Source organism: Bacteroides sp. CAG:189 (assembly GCF_000432295.1).
GTDB lineage: Bacteria > Bacteroidota > Bacteroidia > Bacteroidales > Bacteroidaceae > Bacteroides > Bacteroides salyersiae.
On record NZ_HF991123.1, the window covers coordinates 26,588 to 49,033 of the forward strand.

Annotated in this window: 15 protein-coding genes and 1 pseudogene; 8 read left to right on the plus strand and 8 right to left on the minus strand. The window is 41.3% G+C overall.

Annotated features, from left to right (window positions below):
- Positions 1-23 precede the first annotated feature (23 nt).
- Positions 24-2,261 (plus strand): RagB/SusD family nutrient uptake outer membrane protein, encoded by a 2,238-nt coding sequence (locus QVP90_RS18155; protein ID WP_005927280.1) that lies wholly within the window; start codon positions 24-26, stop codon positions 2,259-2,261.
- A 49-nt stretch (positions 2,262-2,310) separates the two neighbouring features.
- Positions 2,311-2,631: a heavy metal-binding domain-containing protein gene (locus QVP90_RS18160; RefSeq protein WP_005927277.1), complete on the plus strand. Its 321-nt coding sequence runs from the start codon at positions 2,311-2,313 to the stop codon at positions 2,629-2,631.
- Positions 2,632-2,765: 134 nt separating this feature from the next.
- On the opposite strand, the gene QVP90_RS18165 is transcribed toward QVP90_RS18160, so the two are convergent.
- Both QVP90_RS18165 and QVP90_RS18170 read right to left on the minus strand, forming a co-directional pair.
- Positions 2,766-3,182: a Fur family transcriptional regulator gene (locus QVP90_RS18165; protein WP_005927275.1), complete on the minus strand. Its 417-nt coding sequence runs from the start codon at positions 3,180-3,182 to the stop codon at positions 2,766-2,768.
- Between the two features lie 86 nt (positions 3,183-3,268).
- Positions 3,269-5,223, minus strand: a pseudogene (locus QVP90_RS18170) (heavy metal translocating P-type ATPase).
- 354 nt (positions 5,224-5,577) lie between these two features.
- Here QVP90_RS18170 and QVP90_RS18175 point away from each other — a divergent pair.
- The 3 genes from QVP90_RS18175 (at position 5,578) to QVP90_RS18185 (ending at position 9,228) form a co-directional block, all read left to right on the plus strand.
- A complete protein-coding gene (locus QVP90_RS18175) occupies positions 5,578-7,782 on the plus strand; it encodes a sodium-translocating pyrophosphatase (protein ID WP_007479222.1) in 2,205 nt (734 codons plus the stop codon).
- 326 nt (positions 7,783-8,108) lie between these two features.
- Entirely contained in the window at positions 8,109-8,528 is a 420-nt protein-coding gene (locus QVP90_RS18180; protein ID WP_005927269.1) for a lipocalin family protein, read from the plus strand.
- Positions 8,529-8,625: 97 nt separating this feature from the next.
- On the plus strand, positions 8,626-9,228 hold the full coding sequence (locus tag QVP90_RS18185; protein ID WP_055293628.1) for a ribonuclease HII: 603 nt from the start codon (positions 8,626-8,628) through the stop codon (positions 9,226-9,228).
- Here the strand turns inward: QVP90_RS18185 and QVP90_RS18190 are convergent.
- From QVP90_RS18190 to QVP90_RS18200, 3 genes are all read right to left on the minus strand, one after another.
- Positions 9,217-10,692 carry a DUF5723 family protein gene (locus QVP90_RS18190; RefSeq protein WP_005927263.1) on the minus strand — a complete coding sequence of 492 codons (1,476 nt, stop codon included), beginning with the start codon at positions 10,690-10,692 and terminating at the stop codon, positions 9,217-9,219. The genes QVP90_RS18185 and QVP90_RS18190 overlap by 12 nt on opposite strands.
- Before the next feature lie 28 nt (positions 10,693-10,720).
- Entirely contained in the window at positions 10,721-12,493 is a 1,773-nt protein-coding gene (locus QVP90_RS18195) for a hypothetical protein (protein WP_021937209.1), read from the minus strand.
- A gap of 318 nt (positions 12,494-12,811) precedes the next feature.
- Entirely contained in the window at positions 12,812-13,738 is a 927-nt protein-coding gene (locus QVP90_RS18200) for a magnesium transporter CorA family protein (protein WP_005927257.1), read from the minus strand.
- A gap of 313 nt (positions 13,739-14,051) precedes the next feature.
- Here QVP90_RS18200 and gpmI point away from each other — a divergent pair, with 313 nt between their 5' ends.
- From gpmI to QVP90_RS18215, 3 genes are all read left to right on the plus strand, one after another.
- Positions 14,052-15,566: a 2,3-bisphosphoglycerate-independent phosphoglycerate mutase gene (gpmI, locus tag QVP90_RS18205; protein ID WP_021937210.1), complete on the plus strand. Its 1,515-nt coding sequence runs from the start codon at positions 14,052-14,054 to the stop codon at positions 15,564-15,566.
- A 61-nt stretch (positions 15,567-15,627) separates the two neighbouring features.
- Positions 15,628-16,209 (plus strand): DUF3109 family protein, encoded by a 582-nt coding sequence (locus tag QVP90_RS18210; RefSeq protein ID WP_007479211.1) that lies wholly within the window; start codon positions 15,628-15,630, stop codon positions 16,207-16,209.
- Positions 16,210-16,372: 163 nt separating this feature from the next.
- A complete protein-coding gene (locus QVP90_RS18215) occupies positions 16,373-18,412 on the plus strand; it encodes a hypothetical protein (protein WP_007479209.1) in 2,040 nt (679 codons plus the stop codon).
- Between the two features lie 286 nt (positions 18,413-18,698).
- Here the strand turns inward: QVP90_RS18215 and QVP90_RS18220 are convergent, their stop codons facing one another.
- The 3 genes from QVP90_RS18220 to gyrB form a co-directional block, all read right to left on the minus strand.
- Positions 18,699-19,727 carry an acyltransferase family protein gene (locus QVP90_RS18220; protein ID WP_005927244.1) on the minus strand — a complete coding sequence of 343 codons (1,029 nt, stop codon included), beginning with the start codon at positions 19,725-19,727 and terminating at the stop codon, positions 18,699-18,701.
- Positions 19,728-19,751: 24 nt separating this feature from the next.
- On the minus strand, positions 19,752-20,189 hold the full coding sequence (locus QVP90_RS18225; RefSeq protein WP_021937211.1) for a hypothetical protein: 438 nt from the start codon (positions 20,187-20,189) through the stop codon (positions 19,752-19,754).
- Between the two features lie 214 nt (positions 20,190-20,403).
- The gene (gene gyrB, locus QVP90_RS18230; protein ID WP_007479204.1) at positions 20,404-22,371 is read right to left on the minus strand and encodes a DNA topoisomerase (ATP-hydrolyzing) subunit B; all 1,968 of its coding nucleotides are present in this window, start codon (positions 22,369-22,371) and stop codon (positions 20,404-20,406) included.
- Between the last annotated feature and the right edge of the window lie 75 nt (positions 22,372-22,446).

A 22,446-nucleotide genomic window follows, 5' to 3' on the forward strand; every position in this document is an offset into this window, starting at 1 on the left:
GTAAGGCGTAAATAACATAGACTATGAAACATAAACTGCTAAACTATTTTTGTTTGTTTTTTATTTTGGCATTCGTTGCCGGATGTGAAGATAAGGAGGATATTTTTACTCCGAAAACATATAATGTATCGGGTAAGGTAGAAAAAGGGCCTTTTATTAATGGTTCTAAGATTACTGCACAGGCGTTGGATAAGAATTATAATCTGACCGGTGAAGTCTATCAAGGCGTTATTACTGATAATGACGGTTCCTTTGATTTCGGTGAGATTAATTTGAATTCTCCATATGTGTTGCTTACGGCTGACGGGTATTACTTTAATGAGGTGTACGGTGAATTGTCTGATGGTCAGATATCCATGCAATCGATTGTAAATTTGACTGATAATAAACAGGCTAATGTTAATATCCTTACTCACCTGAAGACGCAACGTATGATGCAGCTTATCAGAAACAATATCATGGATTTTGATGAGGCTGATGCGAAAGTACAGAAGGAGGTTTTGAGAAATTTTGGTTTGGAGCGCTATGCCGATCAGGATGTTTGTAATTTCTCTATTGCTTCCGGAACAGAGGAGGCCGGTGCGTTGATTGTCGTTTCATCTGCTTTGTTGAAAGATCGTAGTGATGCCGAATTGACGGAATACCTTGCTATGTTGAGTTCCGAATTCAAAGCGGAAGGTAGGTTTATGGATGATACTAAAGAGAAAATCCGAGAGAGTTCCATGTTATTGAAAGTAAATGAGATTTCGGATAATATCATTAGACGCTATAAAGATTTAGGTGTGGAAGTTACTGTTCCCAATTTGAATTATTTCATTGATTGGGATGGAGACGGTATTGCCGGCAATGAACCGGATGCCGGTGGTGATGTGACACTGACTCTTGATAAGGAAGAATTGGAAATCCCTGCTGAGGGCGGGACTTTCCGTGTTAAGATAGATTGTAAGGTGCCGGTTACTTTGGAAAAACCGGCGGGTATACCCGGAGAGTCTATATCAGTGGAAACCTTGAAGATTTTTAAGTTTTCCGATATCGATTATACGGGAACCATTCAGGAAAATGAGTTGGAGATTGTGGTTCAACCGGCTGCCGGTGCTTTGGTGAGAGATAAAACGATTACGGTTTATACTACGAGTGGAAGGCTTTCGGTAGATCTTAGACTTACGCAAAAAGGAGATCCGTCTAAACCGGTGGAATTTGGAGAGGATGGTCAGAAAGTGATTACCGGCATAGCTCTTATGATGGCAACTTCTATGCAGGATTTCTCTAATTTGGATGGCTACTATACACAAAGTTTTGACGGTAGAAGTACGGCTTATCGTTTTATTTACGAACATACATTGACACCTTCTGACAGTAAACTTTATAGTGTTTGGGGCAATGTGTATAGTACCATTAGCAGAATTAAAATATTTGATAGTTTGCTTGAAAGGAGTGGAGTGACTGAGATTCCGCCTTTTATGGCTTACATCCATCAATTGGCTGCCGTTCAGTATTTTCAGTTGGCATCTTGGTGGGAGAACGTTCCTTATGTGATAAGTTATGATAATTCGTTTGCTGTCACCAAGCAGTTGGTTAGTAGAGACTTGTTCGCGAATTTAGTGGAGGATTTGAATTATTGTGTGGAACACAGCAAACTGGAACCGGGTAAATTTGACTCTTCGGAAAGTTTCTTATATCCATCACAAGGCGCTTCGTTGGCTTTATTGGCAAAGATGTATCTGCATCAAAAGTCTTATGATCAAGCTTATGCTCATTTAAAACGAATCATTGATAGCGGTGTATATGCTTTGGAACTGTCTTCGAGTGCTTCTCTTACCCGAAATTCAAGAGAACTTATTTGGGGGTTGTTGACCAGCGCACAACCGGAATCGTATGAAAATGTATTGAAAGAGAATGATTATGTGCCTTTCGTTACTTACACTGAGGTACTGCTGTCTGCATCCGAGTGTGCTTATCGTTTGGGTAATCAAGGCGAAGCTATGGATTATCTGAATCGTGTACGGCAAGCCCGTAATTTACCGCCGGTCAGTGGAGCCGATTTTATTGAATCTTTGCGTTCTACCTGGCAAAGTGAGTTGAAAGGCTTTGGCAGTTACTTCGCTTTCTTGCGTCGTAATGATCTTGCTACCGGACAGTTGAAGATAGAGAGCTATCAGCAGCTTCTGCCTATCCCTCAGCAAGAGATAGATTATCCGGATTCGAAACTTATCCAGAATCCCGGATGGGGAAAAAAACAGGAAGAAACTGCAACTTTTTAGGTCGTTTGTACGTCTAATTTGGTACAAGTAAACTAAAAAAGAAAAGAGTATGTTAGTAACAACCACTCCCATTATTGAAGGGAAAAGAATAATTCGTTATTATGGTATCGTTTCCGGTGAGACGATTATCGGTGCCAATGTGTTTCGTGATTTTTTGGCGGGTATCCGCGATTTTGTAGGCGGACGTTCCGGAGCATATGAGGAGGTGCTGAGACAGGCGAAAGATACGGCAATTAGAGAGATGGAAGAACAAGCTGCCCGTTTGGGAGCCAATGCCGTTATCGGTGTCGATCTGGATTATGAAACCGTAGGAGGTAGCGGAAGCATGCTAATGGTAACAGCTACCGGAACTGCGGTAACCATCGAATAGAATATAAAACTCCCCCGATTGTCAGGCAGGAAATCAAACTGCACTCCAAAAGTTTCGTGGTTAACTTTTGGAGTGCGGTTCAAAAGCCGGTATCGGGGGAGTTTTAGTCTCTTTGTGTGACCTTTTTGTTTTATTTAGTGTGAGCAATGGTCGCACAATCCTTTTATCACATAATTGATACTTTCTGCTGTAAAGTGCTGGGGAAGACTTACGGTGGGTATATGGATATTCCGCAAACAATATGTCCGATGACAGTTTGTACAATAAAAGTGTACATGTAAATCGTCAATATCACAATTACATTCATTGCCGCAGACTGCATATTTCAGTGAACCGGAACCGTCGTCTATACCATGTATCAGATGATGTTTCAGAAAGAGGTTGATGGTACGTGATAGTGTGGATTTATCCACTGTATCCAAGTATGTTTCCAGGTCGAGCAGGCTGAAAGCACGGTCAAACTGCATCATGGCGCGAAGGATAAGCAACCGCATGGCAGTCGGCTTGATGTTCCGTTGCGCCAGTTTTTTCAAATAAATATCTTCTTCCATAATAAGTGTTCCTTTTTTACGGTATTTTACTTTTCCCGAATACCTTTCTTTCCCCGATAGAACAATTTCCATCTTTCCACAGGAGGTCAGAATTTCTTTTTCTGTATCCGTATGGCATTAAGGATCGCGATTAAAGCAACTCCGACATCGGCGAAGACCGCTTCCCACATGGTGGCTATGCCGATAGCGCCTAATAGCAGCACTGCGAACTTAACCCCGAAAGCGAGAATGATATTCTCCCATACAATGCGTCTCGTTGCACGGCCGATACGAATGGCGGGAGGTTCCCCCGGCCGATACGAATGGCGGTAGCTACTTTGGCGGGTTGGTCGTTTTGTATAACGATATCTGCAGTTTCGATAGCCGCGTCACTTCCCAACCCTCCCATCGCTATGCCGACATTACTCATGGCAAGTACAGGTGCATCATTGATACCGTCTCCCACGAAGGCGATACGATTGGAGGGATTGGTTTTTAATGCTTCAATATGAGCAACTTTTCCTTCCGGTAATAGATCGCCGTATGCCTGTGATATCCCTAATTCCGTCCCTAATTTAGAAACAATTGCTTGTTTGTCTCCAGATAAGATCTGTATATTATCAATATTTAATGTTTTTAGCTCTTTGACGGCGGTTATGGCATCTTCTTTCGGAGTATCCGATAACAGCAGATAACCGGCATAGACACCATCGACAGCACAGACAACAATGGTATCTGCTATCGTGTTCAATTCCATAGGATAGGCTATTTGATAACGGGAGAGCAGTCGTGGATTTCCTACCAATACTTTGTGTCCGTCCAGATATACTTCCAGCCCATGCCCGGGGATTTCCGTTGTGGCGGAAGACGGGAGTAGGGGGATTTCTTTCTTATAGGCATATTCACTGATGGCGCGGGCTATCGGGTGGGTGCTCTGTTGTTCGGCAGAGACGATGTATCGTAATAATTCTTCTTGGGTAGATAAGACGCTTTCTACGTGTTGTACTTCGAAAACTCCTTTTGTCAGCGTACCTGTTTTGTCGAATACCACTGTGTTTATTTGTGTGATGGCATCCAGGTAGTTGCCACCTTTAAATAGGATACCCGCGCGAGAAGCGGCTCCGATTCCTCCGAAGTATCCTAACGGGATACTGACAACGAGTGCACAAGGACAAGAGATTACCAGAAATACCAGACTTCTATAGAGCCAGTCTCTAAATATATAATCGAATGCCGGCATGCCCAGTGAGTACAAGAAAGGAATCAGAACAATCAGTACGGCCAATCCGGTTACAATGGGTGTATAAATGCGTGCGAATTTCCGGATGAACAGTTCTACGGGAGCTTTCCGTTCGTTTGCTTCCTGTACCATGACAAGTATTCGTGCAAGTGTACTTTCATTATATGGTTTACTTACAATGAGCTGTATCACACGGTCGGTGGCAATCATACCGGCAAGTACCGGTTCTCCCTTGCGGATGGTGCGCGGGCGGCTTTCACCTGTTAAAGCAGCAGTATTGAATGAGGCTTGTTCGTTTTGCATTGTTCCGTCAAGAGGGACGCGTTCTCCGGCTTTTATTTCAATGAGTTCATTTACGTTTACTGTTTCTGGATGTACTGTTTCGGGCTGCCCGTTACGTATCACGGTAGCTGTCTCCGGGCGTACATCCAACAGGGCTTTAATATTTCGTTGTGCATTCCCTACCGCACGGTCTTGAAAAGCCTCACCTATGGAGTAAAAGAGCATTACGGCTACTCCTTCAGGATATTCGCCGATACAAAATGCACCGATGGTAGCAATTCCCATCAGCATGAATTCGTTGAAAAAATCTCCTTGACGGAGCTGTTCGAAAGCTTCCCGCAATACAGGCCAGCCTGCGATGAGGTAGGCGATCGCATACCATACCAATGCACTACCCGGCAGGGTGAACCAACCGAAATGATTCATTCCCATTCCCGTTCCCAACATTATAAGACTGATAATGACGGGTAGGTTTTTACTTTTCTTCTTCTTTTCCTCCTGTGTATGGCAACCGGAGTGATGATTACAATTACATCCCATGACTTTTTTTCTTTTGTTGATGCAAAGGTAGGAGATTTGTGGTGCAACTGTGTTGCAAACCAGTACAAGGACGAATTTATTGATTGCCGTCTCTATATAGCCTCAGTTCGATATAATCATGATGCTACATCGCTTTTTGGAAGATAGGGAAACTATGTGGAATAAAAGTTATATCGTATCCAAGTTGAATACGGATTGTCAAGGGAGAGGCTCTCTCTCGTTCGAAATGATTTCATTGTAGTCCGTTCGAAAAGAAAGCAGAGTGTGACCATCGAAATTTCTTTAATTTTTATTTGCCTATTTCATTTAGAATCAATACTTTTATCCTTTCGTTAAACCTCTAATATTTATTCTATGGATAGCTTGCTTTTCTGGTTGGTTCCGGCCGCCTCTGTATTGGCTCTCTGCTTTGCTTATTATTTTCATAAGCAGATGATGAAAGAGAGTGAAGGTACTCCTCAAATGATTAAGATTGCTGCTGCTGTGCGCAAAGGTGCCATGTCTTATCTGAAACAACAGTATAAGATTGTGGGGTGGGTGTTCTTCGGTTTGGTAATATTGTTTTCAATTATGGCCTATGGCTTTCAAGTACAGAATGCGTGGGTACCTATTGCTTTTCTTACAGGAGGTTTTTTCTCCGGATTGTCGGGATTCTTGGGGATGAAGACAGCTACTTATGCCTCTGCCCGTACGGCAAATGCGGCTCGTAAATCTTTGAATGCCGGGTTGCGGATTGCATTTCGTAGCGGGGCAGTGATGGGATTGGTGGTGGTAGGTCTCGGCCTTCTTGATATATCTTTCTGGTATCTGCTGTTGAATTGGGCCATTCCTGCGGATGTATTGACTCCTACTCATAAACTATGCATTATTACTACCACTATGCTTACTTTTGGTATGGGTGCTTCTACTCAGGCATTGTTTGCCCGTGTGGGTGGCGGTATTTACACCAAAGCAGCCGATGTGGGGGCTGATCTGGTAGGTAAAGTCGAGGCTGGTATTCCTGAGGACGACCCGCGTAATCCGGCTACAATTGCTGATAATGTAGGTGATAATGTGGGTGATGTAGCCGGCATGGGTGCCGATCTTTATGAATCCTATTGCGGATCCATTTTGGCTACTGCTGCTTTGGGAGCCGCCGCTTTTATGCATACAGGAGATACAGTCATGCAGTTCAAAGCAGTTATTGCGCCTATGTTGATTGCGGCTGTAGGGATTTTACTTTCCATTATCGGTATCTTTTCTGTCCGCACGAAGGAAGATGCCAAAATGAAAGACCTCTTGAATTCTCTTGCTTTCGGAACAAATCTCAGTTCTGTTTTAATCGTTGTGGCCACTTTCTTTATTCTCTGGTTGTTGCAACTCGATAACTGGATGTGGATTTCCTGTGCTGTAGTGGTGGGATTGATCGTCGGTATTGTTATCGGGCGTTCTACCGAATATTACACATCACAATCCTATCGTCCGACACAGAAATTGAGTGAAAGCGGTAAGACAGGGCCTGCTACCGTTATTATTTCCGGCATTGGTTTAGGTATGCTTTCCACGGCTATTCCGGTTTTGGCAGTGGTGGTAGGTATTATTGCTTCTTTCCTGTTTGCTTCCGGTTTTGATTTCGACAATGTCGGCATGGGGCTTTATGGGATCGGTATAGCAGCTGTCGGCATGCTTTCCACTTTAGGAATCACCCTCGCTACCGACGCTTATGGTCCTATTGCAGATAATGCGGGTGGTAATGCCGAGATGTCTGCTCTCGGTGAGGAAGTCCGTAAACGGACGGACGCCCTTGATTCGTTGGGTAATACGACCGCAGCTACCGGCAAGGGCTTTGCTATCGGATCTGCTGCTTTGACCGGACTTGCTTTGCTTGCTTCTTATATAGAAGAGATACGCATCGGATTAACCCGTCTCGGTGCCATAGAATTAACGATGCCAAATGGTGATATTATTGCAACAGCTAATGCTACTTTTGTCGATTTCATGAACTATTACGATGTTACCTTGATGAATCCTAAGGTACTTTCCGGCATTTTTATTGGTTCTATGATGGCTTTTCTCTTCTGTGGATTAACAATGAATGCCGTTGGACGAGCTGCCGGGCATATGGTTGATGAGGTTCGCCGTCAATTTCGTGAAATAAAAGGAATTTTGACCGGAGAAGCAGAACCGGATTATGAACGTTGCGTAGCTATCTCTACCAAAGGTGCTCAACGGGAAATGGTTATCCCGTCACTTATTGCAATTATAGCCCCTATTCTAACCGGAGTTGTCTTTGGGGTAACCGGAGTCGTTGGGTTGTTGATTGGTGGTTTGAGCAGTGGTTTTGTGTTGGCTATCTTCATGGCTAATGCCGGAGGAGCTTGGGACAATGCCAAAAAGTATGTGGAAGAAGGTAACTTTGGCGGTAAAGGGAGTGAGGTTCATAAGGCAACTGTCGTGGGGGATACGGTGGGTGATCCATTTAAAGATACTTCCGGACCGAGTCTGAATATTTTAATCAAGCTTATGAGTATGGTAGCCATTGTAATGGCAGGCTTAACAGTTGCTTGGAGCATATTCTAAAATTAAAAAATATAGGGTAGTGGCGGCTGAATGAAAATACATTTAGTCGCCACTATTTTATTATATCGTTTCATCTGATAATAATCGGTCACTGATTTTTTTTGCAAGATAATCACTTTTTTATGTTGAATAATCACGTTATTTTGCAAAATATTCTTGTTTAGCTATTTTTGTATTTTTTGGTTGTTTATAATAGCTTTATCTTTGTGAATTATAATTTATTTAATGGCATGTTAGAGAGAAATATTCTCTTTAAAGGCTCTTGTGCTATGTTTTATTAATGAATGCTGAAAGTGAGAGCCATAAGCGAAAAATAGTTGTTATATATGAAAAACTTGAAGTTTTTATCTTTTATGTTGTTTGCTATTATGAGTGTAAGTCTTATTTCTTGTGGCGATGATGATGAGATAGGAGGAAGAGATACTTTGGTAGGTAAATGGCAATGCACTTGGTCGGAAGGATATGAAAAGTATGCAAATAATCCAGAGTATAATGATGAATGGAATGAAGAAGGGGATTTTACAGTTACATTCAATGAAGATGGTACGGTAGTTGCTGATGGTGATACCGGAAAATGGAAATTGGAAGGTGATAAGTTGACTATAATTTATGCCTATGATGATGATTCTGAAGATAATGAAGTTTACACAGTTCTGAAACTGACTGATTCTGAATTGATATTGGAGTCATCAGAGAAAGATTCCGACTATGAATACTATGACAAATCTACTTTCCAAAAAATATAATTTTAGAACTATGTTCAATATAAAAGGATGCTTTTTCTCGGCATCCTTTTTTTATTCTCTTATCTTTGTACGGTTTTTAAGTTATAATAAAACGATTATGTTATTACCGTATTTGAATGGAGATACAATAGAAGCCGGTTGTGATGAGGCTGGTCGGGGGTGTTTGGCCGGTTCTGTCTATGCTGCTGCTGTTATTCTTCCACAAGACTTTAGGAATGAACTGTTGAATGATTCTAAGCAACTCACCGAAAAGCAACGTTATACATTGCGTGAGGTGATAGAGAAAGAGGCTGTTGCTTGGGCGGTAGGAGTTGTTTCTCCCGAAGAAGTTGATGAGATAAATATTCTTAATGCTTCTTTTCTTGCTATGCATCGGGCGATAGATCAGTTGAAGGTACGTCCTGAACATTTGCTGATTGATGGGAATCGTTTCAAGAAATATCTGGAAATCCCTCATACGACGGTGGTAAAAGGGGATGGAAAATATCTTTCTATTGCAGCAGCATCCATTTTAGCCAAGACCTATCGTGATGATTACATGAACCGGTTGCACCAAGAGTTTCCTTACTATGATTGGGATCATAATAAAGGATATCCTACGAAAAAACACCGTGCTGCTATTGCAGAACACGGTGTCTCTCCTTATCATCGAATGACTTTTAATCTCTTAGGAGATGGTCAGTTGTCTTTAGAATTCTGATATTGTAGTTGTAGTAGTCTTTACAACTTTTTTGGCCTTCTTCTTTCCCCAAGTAATATTGAATCCCAAACTTACATTTGCATTAGCATTGCCTACAGGTACATATTGCGGTGTAACTTTGGTAATCATATGGTCTGTTCCAATGAAGAAGTTGAATCCGTTCGGATGGAAATTCAATACCCATCCTAACGATGAACCAAAGCTGCTTATTGCATAGTTGACGGAAGCTTCAAACCATCTTACCGGAGCAACATTGGCAGAAAGGCGTGCTTCCGACCATGTGAACGGTTTGTTAAAGTGAGTGGATGAAAGCAAACCGAATTTCAAGTTTTTATAATAAGGAAGAACGTATTCTGCTCCGATATTCATTGTTGTTGCCAATTTAGTAGTACGGCTGCTAACTGTACCTTCATCGCGGAATTTGATGAATTCTTCGAATTGGTCTCCCAAGTTATCTAATTCGTCGTCGATATCACCTGGCTGGCCTTCGTCCGGTTTTACGGCAATCGGGTTTTCAAATCCTTTAAAAGTGTAACTATGTATCATTTTAGCCTTTAATCCGTTATTCCATTTGATGAAACCCAAATCCAGCAAAGCTGCAGATAGCGTCAATCCTTCTACAAAGTCATCCATTTTGTATACAGCACCCAGATCGAATCCGACACCAAAACCGCCTATGCCGGGACCATCAATATCGAAACCGTCAATTTCACCGGGCTTGCCATTTTCGTCCGGCTCTTTGCTTTCAAAATAACCACCCTTTAGTGATCCTTCTAATTGTCCCTCTGCATCGATGAGCCATTCATCTTGTCCCATGGTGATATCCATCTTTTTAATTTTGGCTTCTGCATTGGCACCTCCTACCAAAAATTTGACTTTAGCACCGATCGTTAAGCGGTCTTTGATGATTTCGTGAGAATGCCCTAAGGCTACCTCTGCATAGTTATTAGAGCGTACGGTCAGATCTTCTACAGTGTAGTGACTACCGGCTTCATTGCTCATTCCTGTCTTCATGAAATCAAAGAGTCCATAAGGCAGATTGATAGAAGTATTGGAGCGGAATCCTATTTCAAATGTATTAAAACCACCAAAGCCCCGGAAGCCGAATGCAATGATCGGCATGCTCAAATTCATGCTTAGATGATTGTTGGTGTGTAGGTTGCTTAAGAACTCACTATTGCTGACGCTTGGATTCATAAATGTAGTCAGCTTATATCCATTCTGATTGTATTTATAAAGGAAATCGTTAACGCCGATATTTCCCTGGACGCCGACATTAAAATTACCCAATACGAAAAGCGGCATGTTTATATAGTTGCTTTCACCCATGAATGCCGGATTGAGCTGATGGCGATAAGTCATACCTTCCATGAAGTAGCTTGAATTGAGATTCTGTGCTCCTACACCTGTGGTATAAAGAATGAAGAATGAGGCCAGTATAGCTTTTAATTTATAGTGTTTCATTGTTTTATCGTTTTTATACATCTTCAAATTAATTCAAATCAACAATTGCACCGCCAGGTACTTTCAATCGGACATTTTTTAACTGTAACGTTTGATTTTCGTTTAGTTGTTGTCCTTGGGCGTCTGTTCCTGAGGCTGCAACGATCTCGAAAGCCAATCCGTCTAATTTCTTAACTGCACCGGCGGTTGTTTCTTTTATTTCGATGACTAATGCGCTTTCGGCGGCTACATTGTTTTTACCGGCTTTGATGATACCGTCCTTCTCTCCGTCAACTTTTACAGTGACTGTTACGCCTTTTAATTCTTCCGGATTACCTTGAGCATCTGCAGTCAGTGCTTTCGCTGTAAAGTTCAATCCTAACGGTATTTTATTAACAGCTGTGGCTGTTGCGTTTACTTGTTTTATTTCATAGTCTTTTAGGTCTTCATACCATCCGTCTACGCTGTCTTTATAAACAATTTGAGTAACGTCTTTACCGAAAACAAAAGGTACATTGACATCATAATCGGTGGTAATGCCATAAGTATGGTTTAGTTGGATTTCCGTTTCGGCCTGGATTGCTTCAGCGGTTACTTCGAATTCAAATAAATCCGGTATTCTTGAAATCAAGGTAGGTAAATTTTCCACTTCGACAAAAGTAGTAACTCCTTCAATATCTGTCGGTACATCCGGTGGCAAAAGACAGAACTTTTCTTCTGTTTCCTTATTTATTGTAAAATCGAATTTAACAGGATGATTCACAGGATCTCCAAGTTGTTCCTTTTGATTATCTTTAGTGATATAAGAAGTGATTTCACCTTTTACTTGGGCTGCTACAGGTGTATTATTATTGGCTGTGAAGAATATCATGGGCTTTTCTACCGACAGGGTAACTCTTTCGTCATCCAAGAAATCGGGCAATCCGGATATAGTTACCGGGTCAATAGTGATGTCGATATCCGGTTCCACTTTACCTACTATACTTTTTATTTTGATGATTTGTTTTTTAGTCTGTTTATCTTGCAGGGTGATATCAACTTTCAATGTAACGGAAGCAGGCCCCTCACCTACAAGGATTTCTCCGGTATTAATAGTTACCTCACCTGTCAAAGAAATATTTCCCTCAATAAGGATATTGCCTCCTTCGAATCTGACGCCATCTTGCCTGCAATCTATTCCATCAATAGGTACTGTGACAGACAGTCCATCTATCCTGTTGGCTTTTTCATTTTCAAGTTGTAAAAGTCCATGAGTTAATCGAGATGATTGTATGAACTCCGGGAATTGCAGGTTAATGACTTCTAAGTATAAGTTTTCAGCAATAGCTGGTTCAAATGAAAAATGAACGACGGCTTCCATGTCCATACTGATAAGAGACAGAGATTTGATTTCTTTGGGAAGTTCTGTTCCGTCAAGTTTGAAATTTGTAGTCATTTCATCCAAAGTGATAGGAGGAAGATTTTCCTGAACACCGCCTATAGATGGAAGGTTGAAATTCAACACTTGATTTATTGGATTGATGTCGGGACTGTTTATCTCAAAATCATCTACTGAAATATCGGTAGTCGTTTCTGAGCCTTCTTGCCATAAGTAATAATTGCCGTATTCATCTGTCTTGACAACGCCATCTTCCTCTATGTCCAGAATTTTACTAAGCAGAATCGGTTCTGTTTCTCCTCCGGGAATAGCGAATTCACTGCCTCCTACTTGAATCGTGAGATCAATGTCATCGGTCAGATCGTAATCATTATCTACACAGGAAAATGTAAATAATGAAGCGGAAAGGACGATAGGTATGAGTCTTAAGTGTCTTTTTTCCATAAATGTTTGCTTTGGGTTTTTAACGCTAATATAATTTTATTTGCAATAATAGACAATATTACTGAATGTGGCAAATTTTGGGGTTAAAAAGTGTTTTATAATTTATTGGGTAAGAAGACAATATGTTATAGTTAGGCACTTCTTATTTATGTTTAGACATGATTTTAGACCGCTTAGACGTTATTTTTCTATTTTTTAGTGTCCGGATGAAATTGATTGCCTTTTTCATCCGGACGATTTTATTATCTGTGGAAACGTTTGCTTCGTTTAGTTAAAATAATAGTGTGGTAAGATGCTTGTATTTGTGCTGAAAGTTATTCAGAACCATTTAATTTTTCTGAAAACAATGAATGTCAGTGCAGATAATATGGCAGAAGCCAGTACTATCCAGACGAAAGCATGAGGGATTTCGTCAATATGGATATCGACATTCATACCGTAAAAACTTGCTATCAACGTTGGTATCATCAACGTAATAGACAAGCTTGTCATGCGTTTCATGATGGCATTCACATTGTTGGAAATAATGGAAGCAAAAGCGTCCATTGTACCTGTAAGAATATCACTGTAGATGTTGACTGTATTAAATGCCTGTTTTAATTCAATGATAACGTCTTCTACCAGTTCCTGATCCAGATAGTCTGTGTCCTGAAAAATGCTCTTCAATTTACCGATCATCACTTCATTACCACGGATGGATGTATTGAAATATACAAGTGTTTTTTGCAGTTTCATCAGGCGGAGCAAGTCTTCATTGCGAATACTCTTTTCCAATTCTTTTTCTGCAGCAGTGATATCTACATTGATCTGTTTCAGATATTTCAGAAACCATACGGCAGAGGAATAGATTAATCTCAAGATCAAATCCAGTTTATTGCGTACAACGATACCTTTCCGACGGGTATGCTCTATGAAGTCCGGAAGTAATTCCGTGTTATGATAGCATACGGAAACGATGATTTCGTTGTTGGTGATAATACCGATAGGTACTGTACTGAATGGGATACCGTTTTGATTATTCTGTACGGGAATACGTAAGATTGTCAATAGCCAATTGCCTTCAGTGTCTGTACGGGGACGTTCATCGGTATCGGCGATGTCATTTAGAAAAGACTCGGGAACTTGTAGTTCTTTGGTCAGGAATTCAAAATCATTAGCATCGGGGCATACTACATTTACCCAACTATTGGGGAGCCATTGTGATTTTTCCACAAAGCCAGCCTCACAATAAAGATACTTTCTCATCTTATTGCCTCCTTTCGTTTGTTTTTTAATCCGAACAGAGGCATCATGACACTTGTATGGCTCTGTTCGCTTTAGTTAATACTGTTGCACGTTCGCGGGTTTGAATCGTCCATATTTATATTCATCTATTTTTTAAGCGAGGCAAAAGTACGGATTTTATTCTGTACTGCCTGTATTTTCCTTTTTCTTTTTGCGTAAAGTATCGAATATTAGGTAATTTATAGATAAACAGAGTCTGTTAACAGCTGTTTTTTTGTAACTTTGCGCCCGAAATTAAGAATGAGTATAAAAATCAATTTAATTTATAGATATTATGAGTAAGAAAGCCCTTTTAATGATCCTTGATGGTTGGGGAATAGGCGACCAGGGGAAAGATGATGTAATTTTCAATACTCCTACTCCTTATTGGGATTATTTAGTAAAAACATATCCTCATTCTCAGTTACAGGCAAGCGGTGAGAATGTTGGTTTGCCGGATGGACAAATGGGGAACTCGGAAGTCGGTCATCTTAATATTGGTGCCGGACGTGTGGTTTACCAGGATTTGGTGAAAATCAATCTGGCTTGCCGTGACAACAGTATCATGAAGAATCCCGAAATCGTTTCTGCTTTCACTTATGCTAAAGAAAACGGGAAGAATATTCATTTCATGGGGCTGACTTCAGACGGTGGTGTGCATAGTTCATTGGACCATCTTTTCAAACTTTGCGATATATCCAAAGAATACGGTATTGAGAATACGTATGTACACTGTTTCATGGATGGTCGTGATACGGATCCTAAGAGCGGTAAAGGTTTTATCGAACAACTGGAAGCGCATTGTGCAAAGTCTGCCGGTAAGATAGCTTCTATCATCGGACGTTACTATGCTATGGACCGTGATAAACGTTGGGAGCGTGTAAAAGAAGCTTATGATCTGTTGGTGAACGGTGTGGGAAAAAAGGCGTCGGATATGGTCCAAGCTATGCAGGAGTCTTATGATGAAGGGATTACCGATGAATTTATCAAACCGATTGCAAATGCCAATGTAGATGGTACGATCAAAGAAGGTGATGTGGTTATTTTCTTTAATTATCGTAACGACCGTGCCAAAGAATTGACCGTGGTTCTTACCCAACAGGATATGCCGGAAGCGGGAATGCATACCATACCCGGATTGCAATACTACTGTATGACTCCGTATGACGCTTCTTTCAAAGGAGTTCATATATTGTTTGATAAGGAGAACGTAATGAATACTTTGGGTGAATATCTGGCAACCAAAGGTTTGAAACAGCTTCATATCGCTGAAACAGAAAAGTACGCTCATGTAACTTTCTTCTTCAATGGTGGTCGTGAAACTCCTTATGAAAACGAAGACCGTATTCTGGTTCCTTCGCCGAAAGTGGCAACCTATGATTTGAAGCCGGAAATGAGTGCTTATGAAGTAAAAGATAAATTGGTAGCTGCCATTAATGAGAATAAGTATGATTTCATCGTTGTGAACTATGCAAACGGTGATATGGTAGGGCATACCGGTATTTATGAGGCAATCGAAAAGGCAGTGGTGGCAGTAGATGCTTGTGTCAAAGAAACGGTCGAAGCTGCTAAAGCACAAGGTTATGAAGCCATCATTATTGCCGATCATGGTAATGCCGATCATGCATTGAATGAAGATGGCACTCCGAATACAGCCCACTCTTTGAATCCTGTTCCTTGTGTTTATGTTACAGAGAATAAGGACGCTAAGGTAGAAAATGGACGCTTGGCCGATGTAGCGCCTACTATTTTGAAAATTATGGGCCTTGAAGTCCCTGCCGAAATGAATGGCAAGGTATTGATTAAGTAAGAACGATCCTTATATTATAATGAGGGCGGGTTTCTATCCGCCCTTTTTTTCGAATAAGATTATGATTCAGATCGACAACGTTGTAGTAAGTTTTGATGTGTTTCGCGAGAAGTTCCTTTGCAATCTGGATGCTTGTAAAGGCGAATGTTGTATTGAAGGAGATGCCGGGGCGCCGGTAGAATTGGAAGAAGTAGCCAAACTGGAAGAAGCACTTCCTGCGATTTGGGACGAATTGTCACCTGAAGCGCGTAAGGTGATTGAAGAGCAGGGGGTGGTATATACGGATCAAGAGGGAGACTTGGTAACTTCCATCGTGAATAATAAAGATTGTGTATTTACCTGTTATGATGAGAAAGGTTGCTGCTATTGCGCAATAGAGAAAGCTTATCGTGCTGGGAAGGTTGATTTCTATAAACCTGTTTCATGTCATTTATACCCGATCCGTGTCGGAAATTATGGGTCTTATAAAGCGGTAAACTATCATCGTTGGGATGTTTGCAAGGCGGCGGTATTGCTTGGTAGAAAAGAAAATCTGCCTGTTTATAAATTCTTGAAAGAACCGTTGATTCGTAAGTTCGGAAAAGCATGGTATGAAGAATTGGAACTTACAGCGCGGGAGTTAGAGACCCAAGGAATTATTTGATTCCCTTTAAATATTCTTTTAAAAGCGAATTTGACTATATAGTTTTATATATTGGAATTTTTGTTTTATTTGTAAGCCTTCATTGCCTTTATCTTTGTATTCATTAAGCTTATCTTTATTAAGTTTATTTCAAAGTATATATTCAATAAAAAGATAAATGAACATGAATGCAATGATTAAACGATTTTTTTGTTGTGCGGTAGCGTTGTCGGGTATAGCAATGTTGGGGGCAGTCAATTATACTCCGGAGTCTGTATCGGCTACGTTGGCATTAAAGGTTCCTGGGAATTCGGCAGAAGTTCATGCACTCAAGATGCAGAGGTTGGTTGGTAATTACTTTGATTACGAGTTGGCTGGAACGGAGAAACTGCCGGTGAATATTTTCCAGAAAGTAGAAAAATGTGATAATGGAGAACGGATCACTGTCTTTTTAACCGCATTGGAAGACGTTTATTTCAATTACGGCCAGCAGGTGAAAACCGGATTTCATCATAAAGACTGTCAGTTCTATTTACCGGGTTTTTGGTATCGGCGTAATTTGCGTTCGCCCCAGGAAGCACCCTCTTTTCACACCTCTGATAGTTGGGTGGTACGTGAGGATCGGTTGAGCTCTCCTTTGACGGCTATTTTTAATGAACAGAGCGGCGAATCGATGTCGGTGATTCGTCTGGCAACCTACGATACGGATGCTTTGACTACCCATAAAGAAGGAGAGGTGATTCTCTCTGGAAAGACTTCAGTCGGATATACGGGTTTCGAGAATGTAGGTGGTATCTCTTATCTCGCTTTCGGATTCCCTTTCCGGGAAGCTCCCAAAACATACATCCGTAAACTTACGCTGGCATCTGCCGTAGAGGCTTTTCAGAAACTGGCTAAAGGGGAGAGTATCTCCCTTGTGTGGGAACTTCGCAACGATAAAAGTGAGGATTTTTCTCAGTTTGTACAGCGGGCTTGGGAGTATTGCTATGACACTTATAAACCACAGCCGGTAGAGACGCCCTATTCGGAGGATAAGATGAAAGAGGTGATGAGTAATTTCTTTGTGGAGAGTTATGTAAGTGGCAATGCTACCAATTACTTTTCTGGCGAAGGCTTGCTTACGGCTACTTGTGAGAGTGGTTCTGTGGCAGAAATCGGTTTTGTAGGTCGCACATTGTTGAATGCCTTCAATGCTTTGGAATATGGAGAAGCAAATCAGCGTGCAGAATTGGTTCAAAATGCTAATGCAGTTATCGACAGCTATCTGGAGGAGGGTTTCTCTGAGTCTGGGTTCTTCAATGAGCGTGTGGACTATCACCAGGGCGATTTTGGTGAAATGCATAGTATACGTCGTCAGTCAGAGGGGATTTATGCTTTGTTGCATTATCTGCAATATGAAAAGGAGAGAGGGCGGAAACACCCCGAATGGGAAAAGCGTTTGAAAACGATGCTCGATATGTTCTTGAAACTCCAGAATGAGAATGGCAGTTTTCCACGTAAGTTTAAGGATGACTTTACCATTACGGATAAGAGTGGGGGGAGTACTCCATCGGCTACACTTCCTTTGGTAATGGGGGCCCGATATTTCAAAGATAAACGTTATCTCGAGAGTGCCAAGCGTACCGTAAATTATCTGGAGAAAGAATTGATCTCAAAATCAGATTACTTTTCGTCTACACTGGATGCAAACTGTGAGGATAAGGAGGCTTCGCTTTATGCTTCTACTGCTGCCTATTATCTGGCATTGGTTTCCAAAGGAGCCGAAAGGGAGCATTATGCTGCTTTGGCTAAGAAAGCTGCCTATTTCGCCCTTTCCTGGTACTATACTTGGGATGTACCCTTTGCACCGGGGCAGATGTTGGGTGACTTGGGGTTTAAAACTCGTGGTTGGGGCAATGTCTCCGTCGAAAATAATCACATCGATGTATTTGTTTTTGAATTTGCTTCTATTCTCAACTGGCTTTCGAAGGAATATGGCGAGCCCCGTTTTTCTCAGTTTGCTGCGGTGATGAGTACCTCTATGCGTCAACTTCTTCCTCATAAGGGGCATTTTTGCGGCATTGCAAAAACGGGATATTATCCGGAGGTAGTGCAACACACCAATTGGGATTATGGTCGTAATGGTAAAGGTTTTTATAATGATATTTTTGCTCCGGGATGGACGGTTGCTTCTCTTTGGGAATTGTTTTCGCCCGGAAGGACAGAACGTTTTTTCAGGCAGTGATTTTTAAGGTATCTTTAGTCGGATTGTTTTTTGTGAGAGGTTGTCAGAACTAAAAGGAATCCTCAGAAAAGTTGCAGGCTATAACTGGTGAATATAAAAGAGCCATATTATACTCTATTTTTGAGTAAAGATATGGCTCTTTTTATTGCGGATGAGGATTGTCAAGTTTTAGATTAAAAGTTTATTTTCTCTGAGATTGAGTCTCGATACATTCTCCTGTTTTAAGGGTCGTGTCTATGGATTTGTTTGGATTTAAAATAGATATACTCTTTAAGTTAAATACTTTTTAATTCGTCTGTGACTTATGAGTCCAGCGTCCCAGCATAAACAGTGCTGTCCATTTGTTCTTGTTGACGAGACGGACAAGGGCATCGCAAAGGATTAATACGATGATGGCATAAACTAATTGGGCGATTACTGCTCCGGGAAAGTTAAATCTGAATGCTATATGTTCTAAACCAAACTCCAATAGATAGATTTGTATACAATAAATGCCCAATGTGTTTCTTCCTGTTTCGCTACATAACTGCAATAGTTTTCCACCTTTTATTCTTTCCAGCAGTATTTTGAATAATGCGATAAAGAATATGCTACCGGCTGCTCCTACTCCTAAACGGATGAGTGTTATGATGAAATTCTGCATGTCAAATCTGACTGCATCTTTGAAGAAAATGATGCGATAAGCGGCGTCATAATCTCCTTTCCAAAAGATTAAAAAGAATATGAAAAATATCAGACTGCCTATGAGGGGGACTAAGGGACGCCTAAATAACCTGTCATTGTATTTATGAAGGAAATACCCAAGCCATAAGAAGGGTAATAATCTGAATATGGTGGTACGAGTCAGTATAATTAATAGTATTGTAGGTAGAGATGCAGCTAAAATATCGTTGCGGAATATCTTTTTACTTGCATATGCAATAACCGCGCAGATGAATAGATATTTCAAAAACCACATCCAACCTCCGGATAAATATGCAAAGAAATTGATACTGTCTTTATCTGTAAAACGGGTGTATATGATATTGTGAAACAGGATGAATAATATAGAGAAGGTTAAGGTGGGGAGTAATAATTGGATAGACCTTCTTTTGAGAAAATATAGAGGAGACATTGCGAACGCCTTCTCCATGAAATACCCGCTGACTACCATGAAAAGCGGCATATGAAATGAATAAATGAATTGAAATAGCCAACTATCATGGTATGGGTCTCCCGGAAATGTTTGTTGAATGACATGGCCAAGTATAACACAAAAAATGGCGAAACATTTTGTAATGTCTAAAAAGGTGATTCTTTTATTGTCGGATTGCATTTTAATACTAATTTGAGGATTGGTTTAAAAAGTATTGTTTTGTGTTGTGGGAATAGTGGTGGAGATATCAAATCCGGTTCTTCCGTAATAATGGCTACACCAAAGTTCGGTTGCCACACTAATCAATCCTAAAAGGGTGTCTGTAAAAGTCATGGGAGATGTGTTTAAGTGATAAGAAAGACGGGTTTTAGGGAATACATCTTTCTTCTCTTTAATTTCATTTAAACTTAAATAGGGAATGTGTTGGTTTGTCATAGCTTTTTGGTTAGCTAATGTCTGTAGATATGTAGGTTCCCAACGGAATAAATTGTTGGGAAGATTTATATCGGCAGGGCTCAGCTGCTTTGGGGATGGAGCATATGGCTCTCCAACTATTGGGACGGATTGCGCAAATACAGGAATAGCAGGGATGCAAAATAACAAGCTGATAAATGTACTTTTGAATGCCGTAGTCGCTTTCATGTGAACCTCCTTTTTGAATACTGTAAACAAAAATACTAAAAAAACGGGAATATGTGCCGCTTGTACTAAATTTTTATAGAATAAAAATAAATGATTCTTTTTCGGATGGATTAGCTTTTCCGTGTCTTATAAAGAAAAGCGCCGGCTCAAAGGATTTTCCTTTGCTGCCGGCGCTTCTTCGTTGTAAGATGTGAGGTTGGTTTATAAAAACGTATTATGCATCGATATTTGCATACGTTGCATTATCTTCTATGAATTCGCGGCGCGGACCTACGTCTTCACCCATCAACATGGAGAAGATGTAATCGGCTTCGGCTGCGTTTTCGATATTTACCTGTTTCAGCATACGGTTTTCCGGATCCATGGTTGTTTCCCATAATTGCTGGGCGTTCATTTCACCCAAACCTTTATAACGTTGGGTGTGAACAGCGTTTTCAGAACCGCCGCCATAGGTATCGATGAATTTCTGACGTTGTGCGTCTGTCCAGCAATACTCTTCTATTTTACCTTTTTTGCACAGGTAGAGCGGAGGAGTGGCGATGTACAGATAACCGTTCTGTATGATTTGTGGCATATAGCGGAAGAAGAACGTCATGATCAGCGTGTCGATGTGTGAACCATCGACGTCGGCATCGGTCATGATGATGATCTTGTGATAACGCAATTTATCGATATTGGCAGCTTTGCTGTCTTCTTCTGTTCCGATAGTGACCCCCAATGCTGTGTAGATATTACGTATTTCCTCGCTCTCAAGAGCTTTGTGATACATAGCTTTTTCTACGTTCAGAATCTTACCGCGTAAAGGCAGGATTGCTTGGAATGCACGGTTACGGCCCTGTTTGGCAGTACCGCCGGCCGAGTCTCCCTCGACAAGGAACAACTCGCATTTGGTAGCATCTTTGTCCGAACAGTCGGCCAGCTTACCGGGAAGTCCGCCACCGGACATCGGTGATTTGCGCTGCACCATTTCACGTGCCTTGCGAGCTGCATGACGGGCGGTTGCGGCAAGAATCACTTTGTCGACAATTTGTTTGGCTTCTTTCGGGTGCTCTTCCAGATAGTAGGAGAGAGCTTCACCTACAGCTTGGTCTACGGCTCCCATCACTTCGTTGTTTCCTAACTTCGTTTTGGTCTGTCCTTCAAATTGCGGTTCGGCTACTTTCACGGAAATGACACCTGTCAAACCTTCACGGAAGTCATCTCCGGCAATCTCCACTTTTACCTTTTCCAGCATTTTGCTGTCTTCGGCATATTTTTTGAGCGTACGCGTCAACGCACGGCGGAAACCGGCCAAGTGCGTACCTCCTTCAATGGTATTGATGTTGTTTACGTACGAATGGATGCTTTCGGAGAATCCGGTATTATACATGATAGCCACTTCGATAGGGATACCTTGTTTTTCCGTGTTCAGATAGATGACATCATTGATCAGGTGATCACGTGATGATTCCAGATAACGGACGAACTCCTTCAAACCTTCTTCCGAATAGAATACCTCCTGTTTGAACTGTCCTTCATCATTTACAGTACGACGGTCTGTCAGTGTGATTTTGATACCGGCGTTCAGGTAAGCAAGTTCGCGCATGCGGCCTGCCAATATCTCATATTTGTAGACCGTTTCGGTAAAGATCGTATTGTCCGGCCAGAATTGCTGTCTGGTCCCGGTATGTTCCGATACACCTACCTCCTTTACAGGATAAAGCGGTTTTCCTATTTCATACTCTTGCTGATAAACCTTACCGTTACGGTAGACTTGGGTAACCATGTGGGTAGACAGTGCGTTTACACAAGACATACCTACACCGTGCAGACCACCGGAAACTTTATACGAACCTTTGTCGAACTTACCACCGGCATGAAGCACTGTCATTGCTACTTCCAATGCTGATTTCTGTTCTTTTTCATGGAAATCTACGGGGATACCGCGTCCATTGTCCTGTACGGTGATTGAATTGTCTTCGTTGATGGTTACTTCAATGTGGTCGCAATAACCTGCTAATGCTTCATCAATAGAGTTATCAACGATTTCATATACCAAGTGATGAAGTCCCTTTACGCTGATGTCGCCGATGTACATCGCGGGGCGCTTACGCACTGCTTCCAAGCCTTCTAATACCTGGATGCTATCGGCAGAATACGATCCTTCGTTCTGGGGAACTTGGGGAATTAAGTCTTCGCTCATAATTACCTTTCTAAGTTATAATAACAGAGCAAAAATAGCAAAAAAAAATGAATTGAGGAAGAATAAAGGGTGAAA

Excerpts from the sequence above, each read along its gene's own strand:
- QVP90_RS18155 (WP_005927280.1), top strand. The coding sequence starts at position 24 with ATGAAACATAAACTGCTAAACTATTTTTGTTTGTTTTTTATTTTGGCA.
- QVP90_RS18160 (WP_005927277.1), top strand. The coding sequence starts at position 2,311 with ATGTTAGTAACAACCACTCCCATTATTGAAGGGAAAAGAATAATTCGT.
- QVP90_RS18165 (WP_005927275.1), bottom strand. The coding sequence starts at position 3,182 with ATGGAAGAAGATATTTATTTGAAAAAACTGGCGCAACGGAACATCAAG.
- QVP90_RS18175 (WP_007479222.1), top strand. The coding sequence starts at position 5,578 with ATGGATAGCTTGCTTTTCTGGTTGGTTCCGGCCGCCTCTGTATTGGCT.
- QVP90_RS18180 (WP_005927269.1), top strand. The coding sequence starts at position 8,109 with ATGAAAAACTTGAAGTTTTTATCTTTTATGTTGTTTGCTATTATGAGT.
- QVP90_RS18185 (WP_055293628.1), top strand. The coding sequence starts at position 8,626 with ATGTTATTACCGTATTTGAATGGAGATACAATAGAAGCCGGTTGTGAT.
- QVP90_RS18190 (WP_005927263.1), bottom strand. The coding sequence starts at position 10,692 with ATGAAACACTATAAATTAAAAGCTATACTGGCCTCATTCTTCATTCTT.
- QVP90_RS18195 (WP_021937209.1), bottom strand. The coding sequence starts at position 12,493 with ATGGAAAAAAGACACTTAAGACTCATACCTATCGTCCTTTCCGCTTCA.
- QVP90_RS18200 (WP_005927257.1), bottom strand. The coding sequence starts at position 13,738 with ATGAGAAAGTATCTTTATTGTGAGGCTGGCTTTGTGGAAAAATCACAA.
- gpmI (WP_021937210.1), top strand. The coding sequence starts at position 14,052 with ATGAGTAAGAAAGCCCTTTTAATGATCCTTGATGGTTGGGGAATAGGC.
- QVP90_RS18210 (WP_007479211.1), top strand. The coding sequence starts at position 15,628 with ATGATTCAGATCGACAACGTTGTAGTAAGTTTTGATGTGTTTCGCGAG.
- QVP90_RS18215 (WP_007479209.1), top strand. The coding sequence starts at position 16,373 with ATGAATGCAATGATTAAACGATTTTTTTGTTGTGCGGTAGCGTTGTCG.
- QVP90_RS18220 (WP_005927244.1), bottom strand. The coding sequence starts at position 19,727 with ATGCAATCCGACAATAAAAGAATCACCTTTTTAGACATTACAAAATGT.
- QVP90_RS18225 (WP_021937211.1), bottom strand. The coding sequence starts at position 20,189 with ATGAAAGCGACTACGGCATTCAAAAGTACATTTATCAGCTTGTTATTT.
- gyrB (WP_007479204.1), bottom strand. The coding sequence starts at position 22,371 with ATGAGCGAAGACTTAATTCCCCAAGTTCCCCAGAACGAAGGATCGTAT.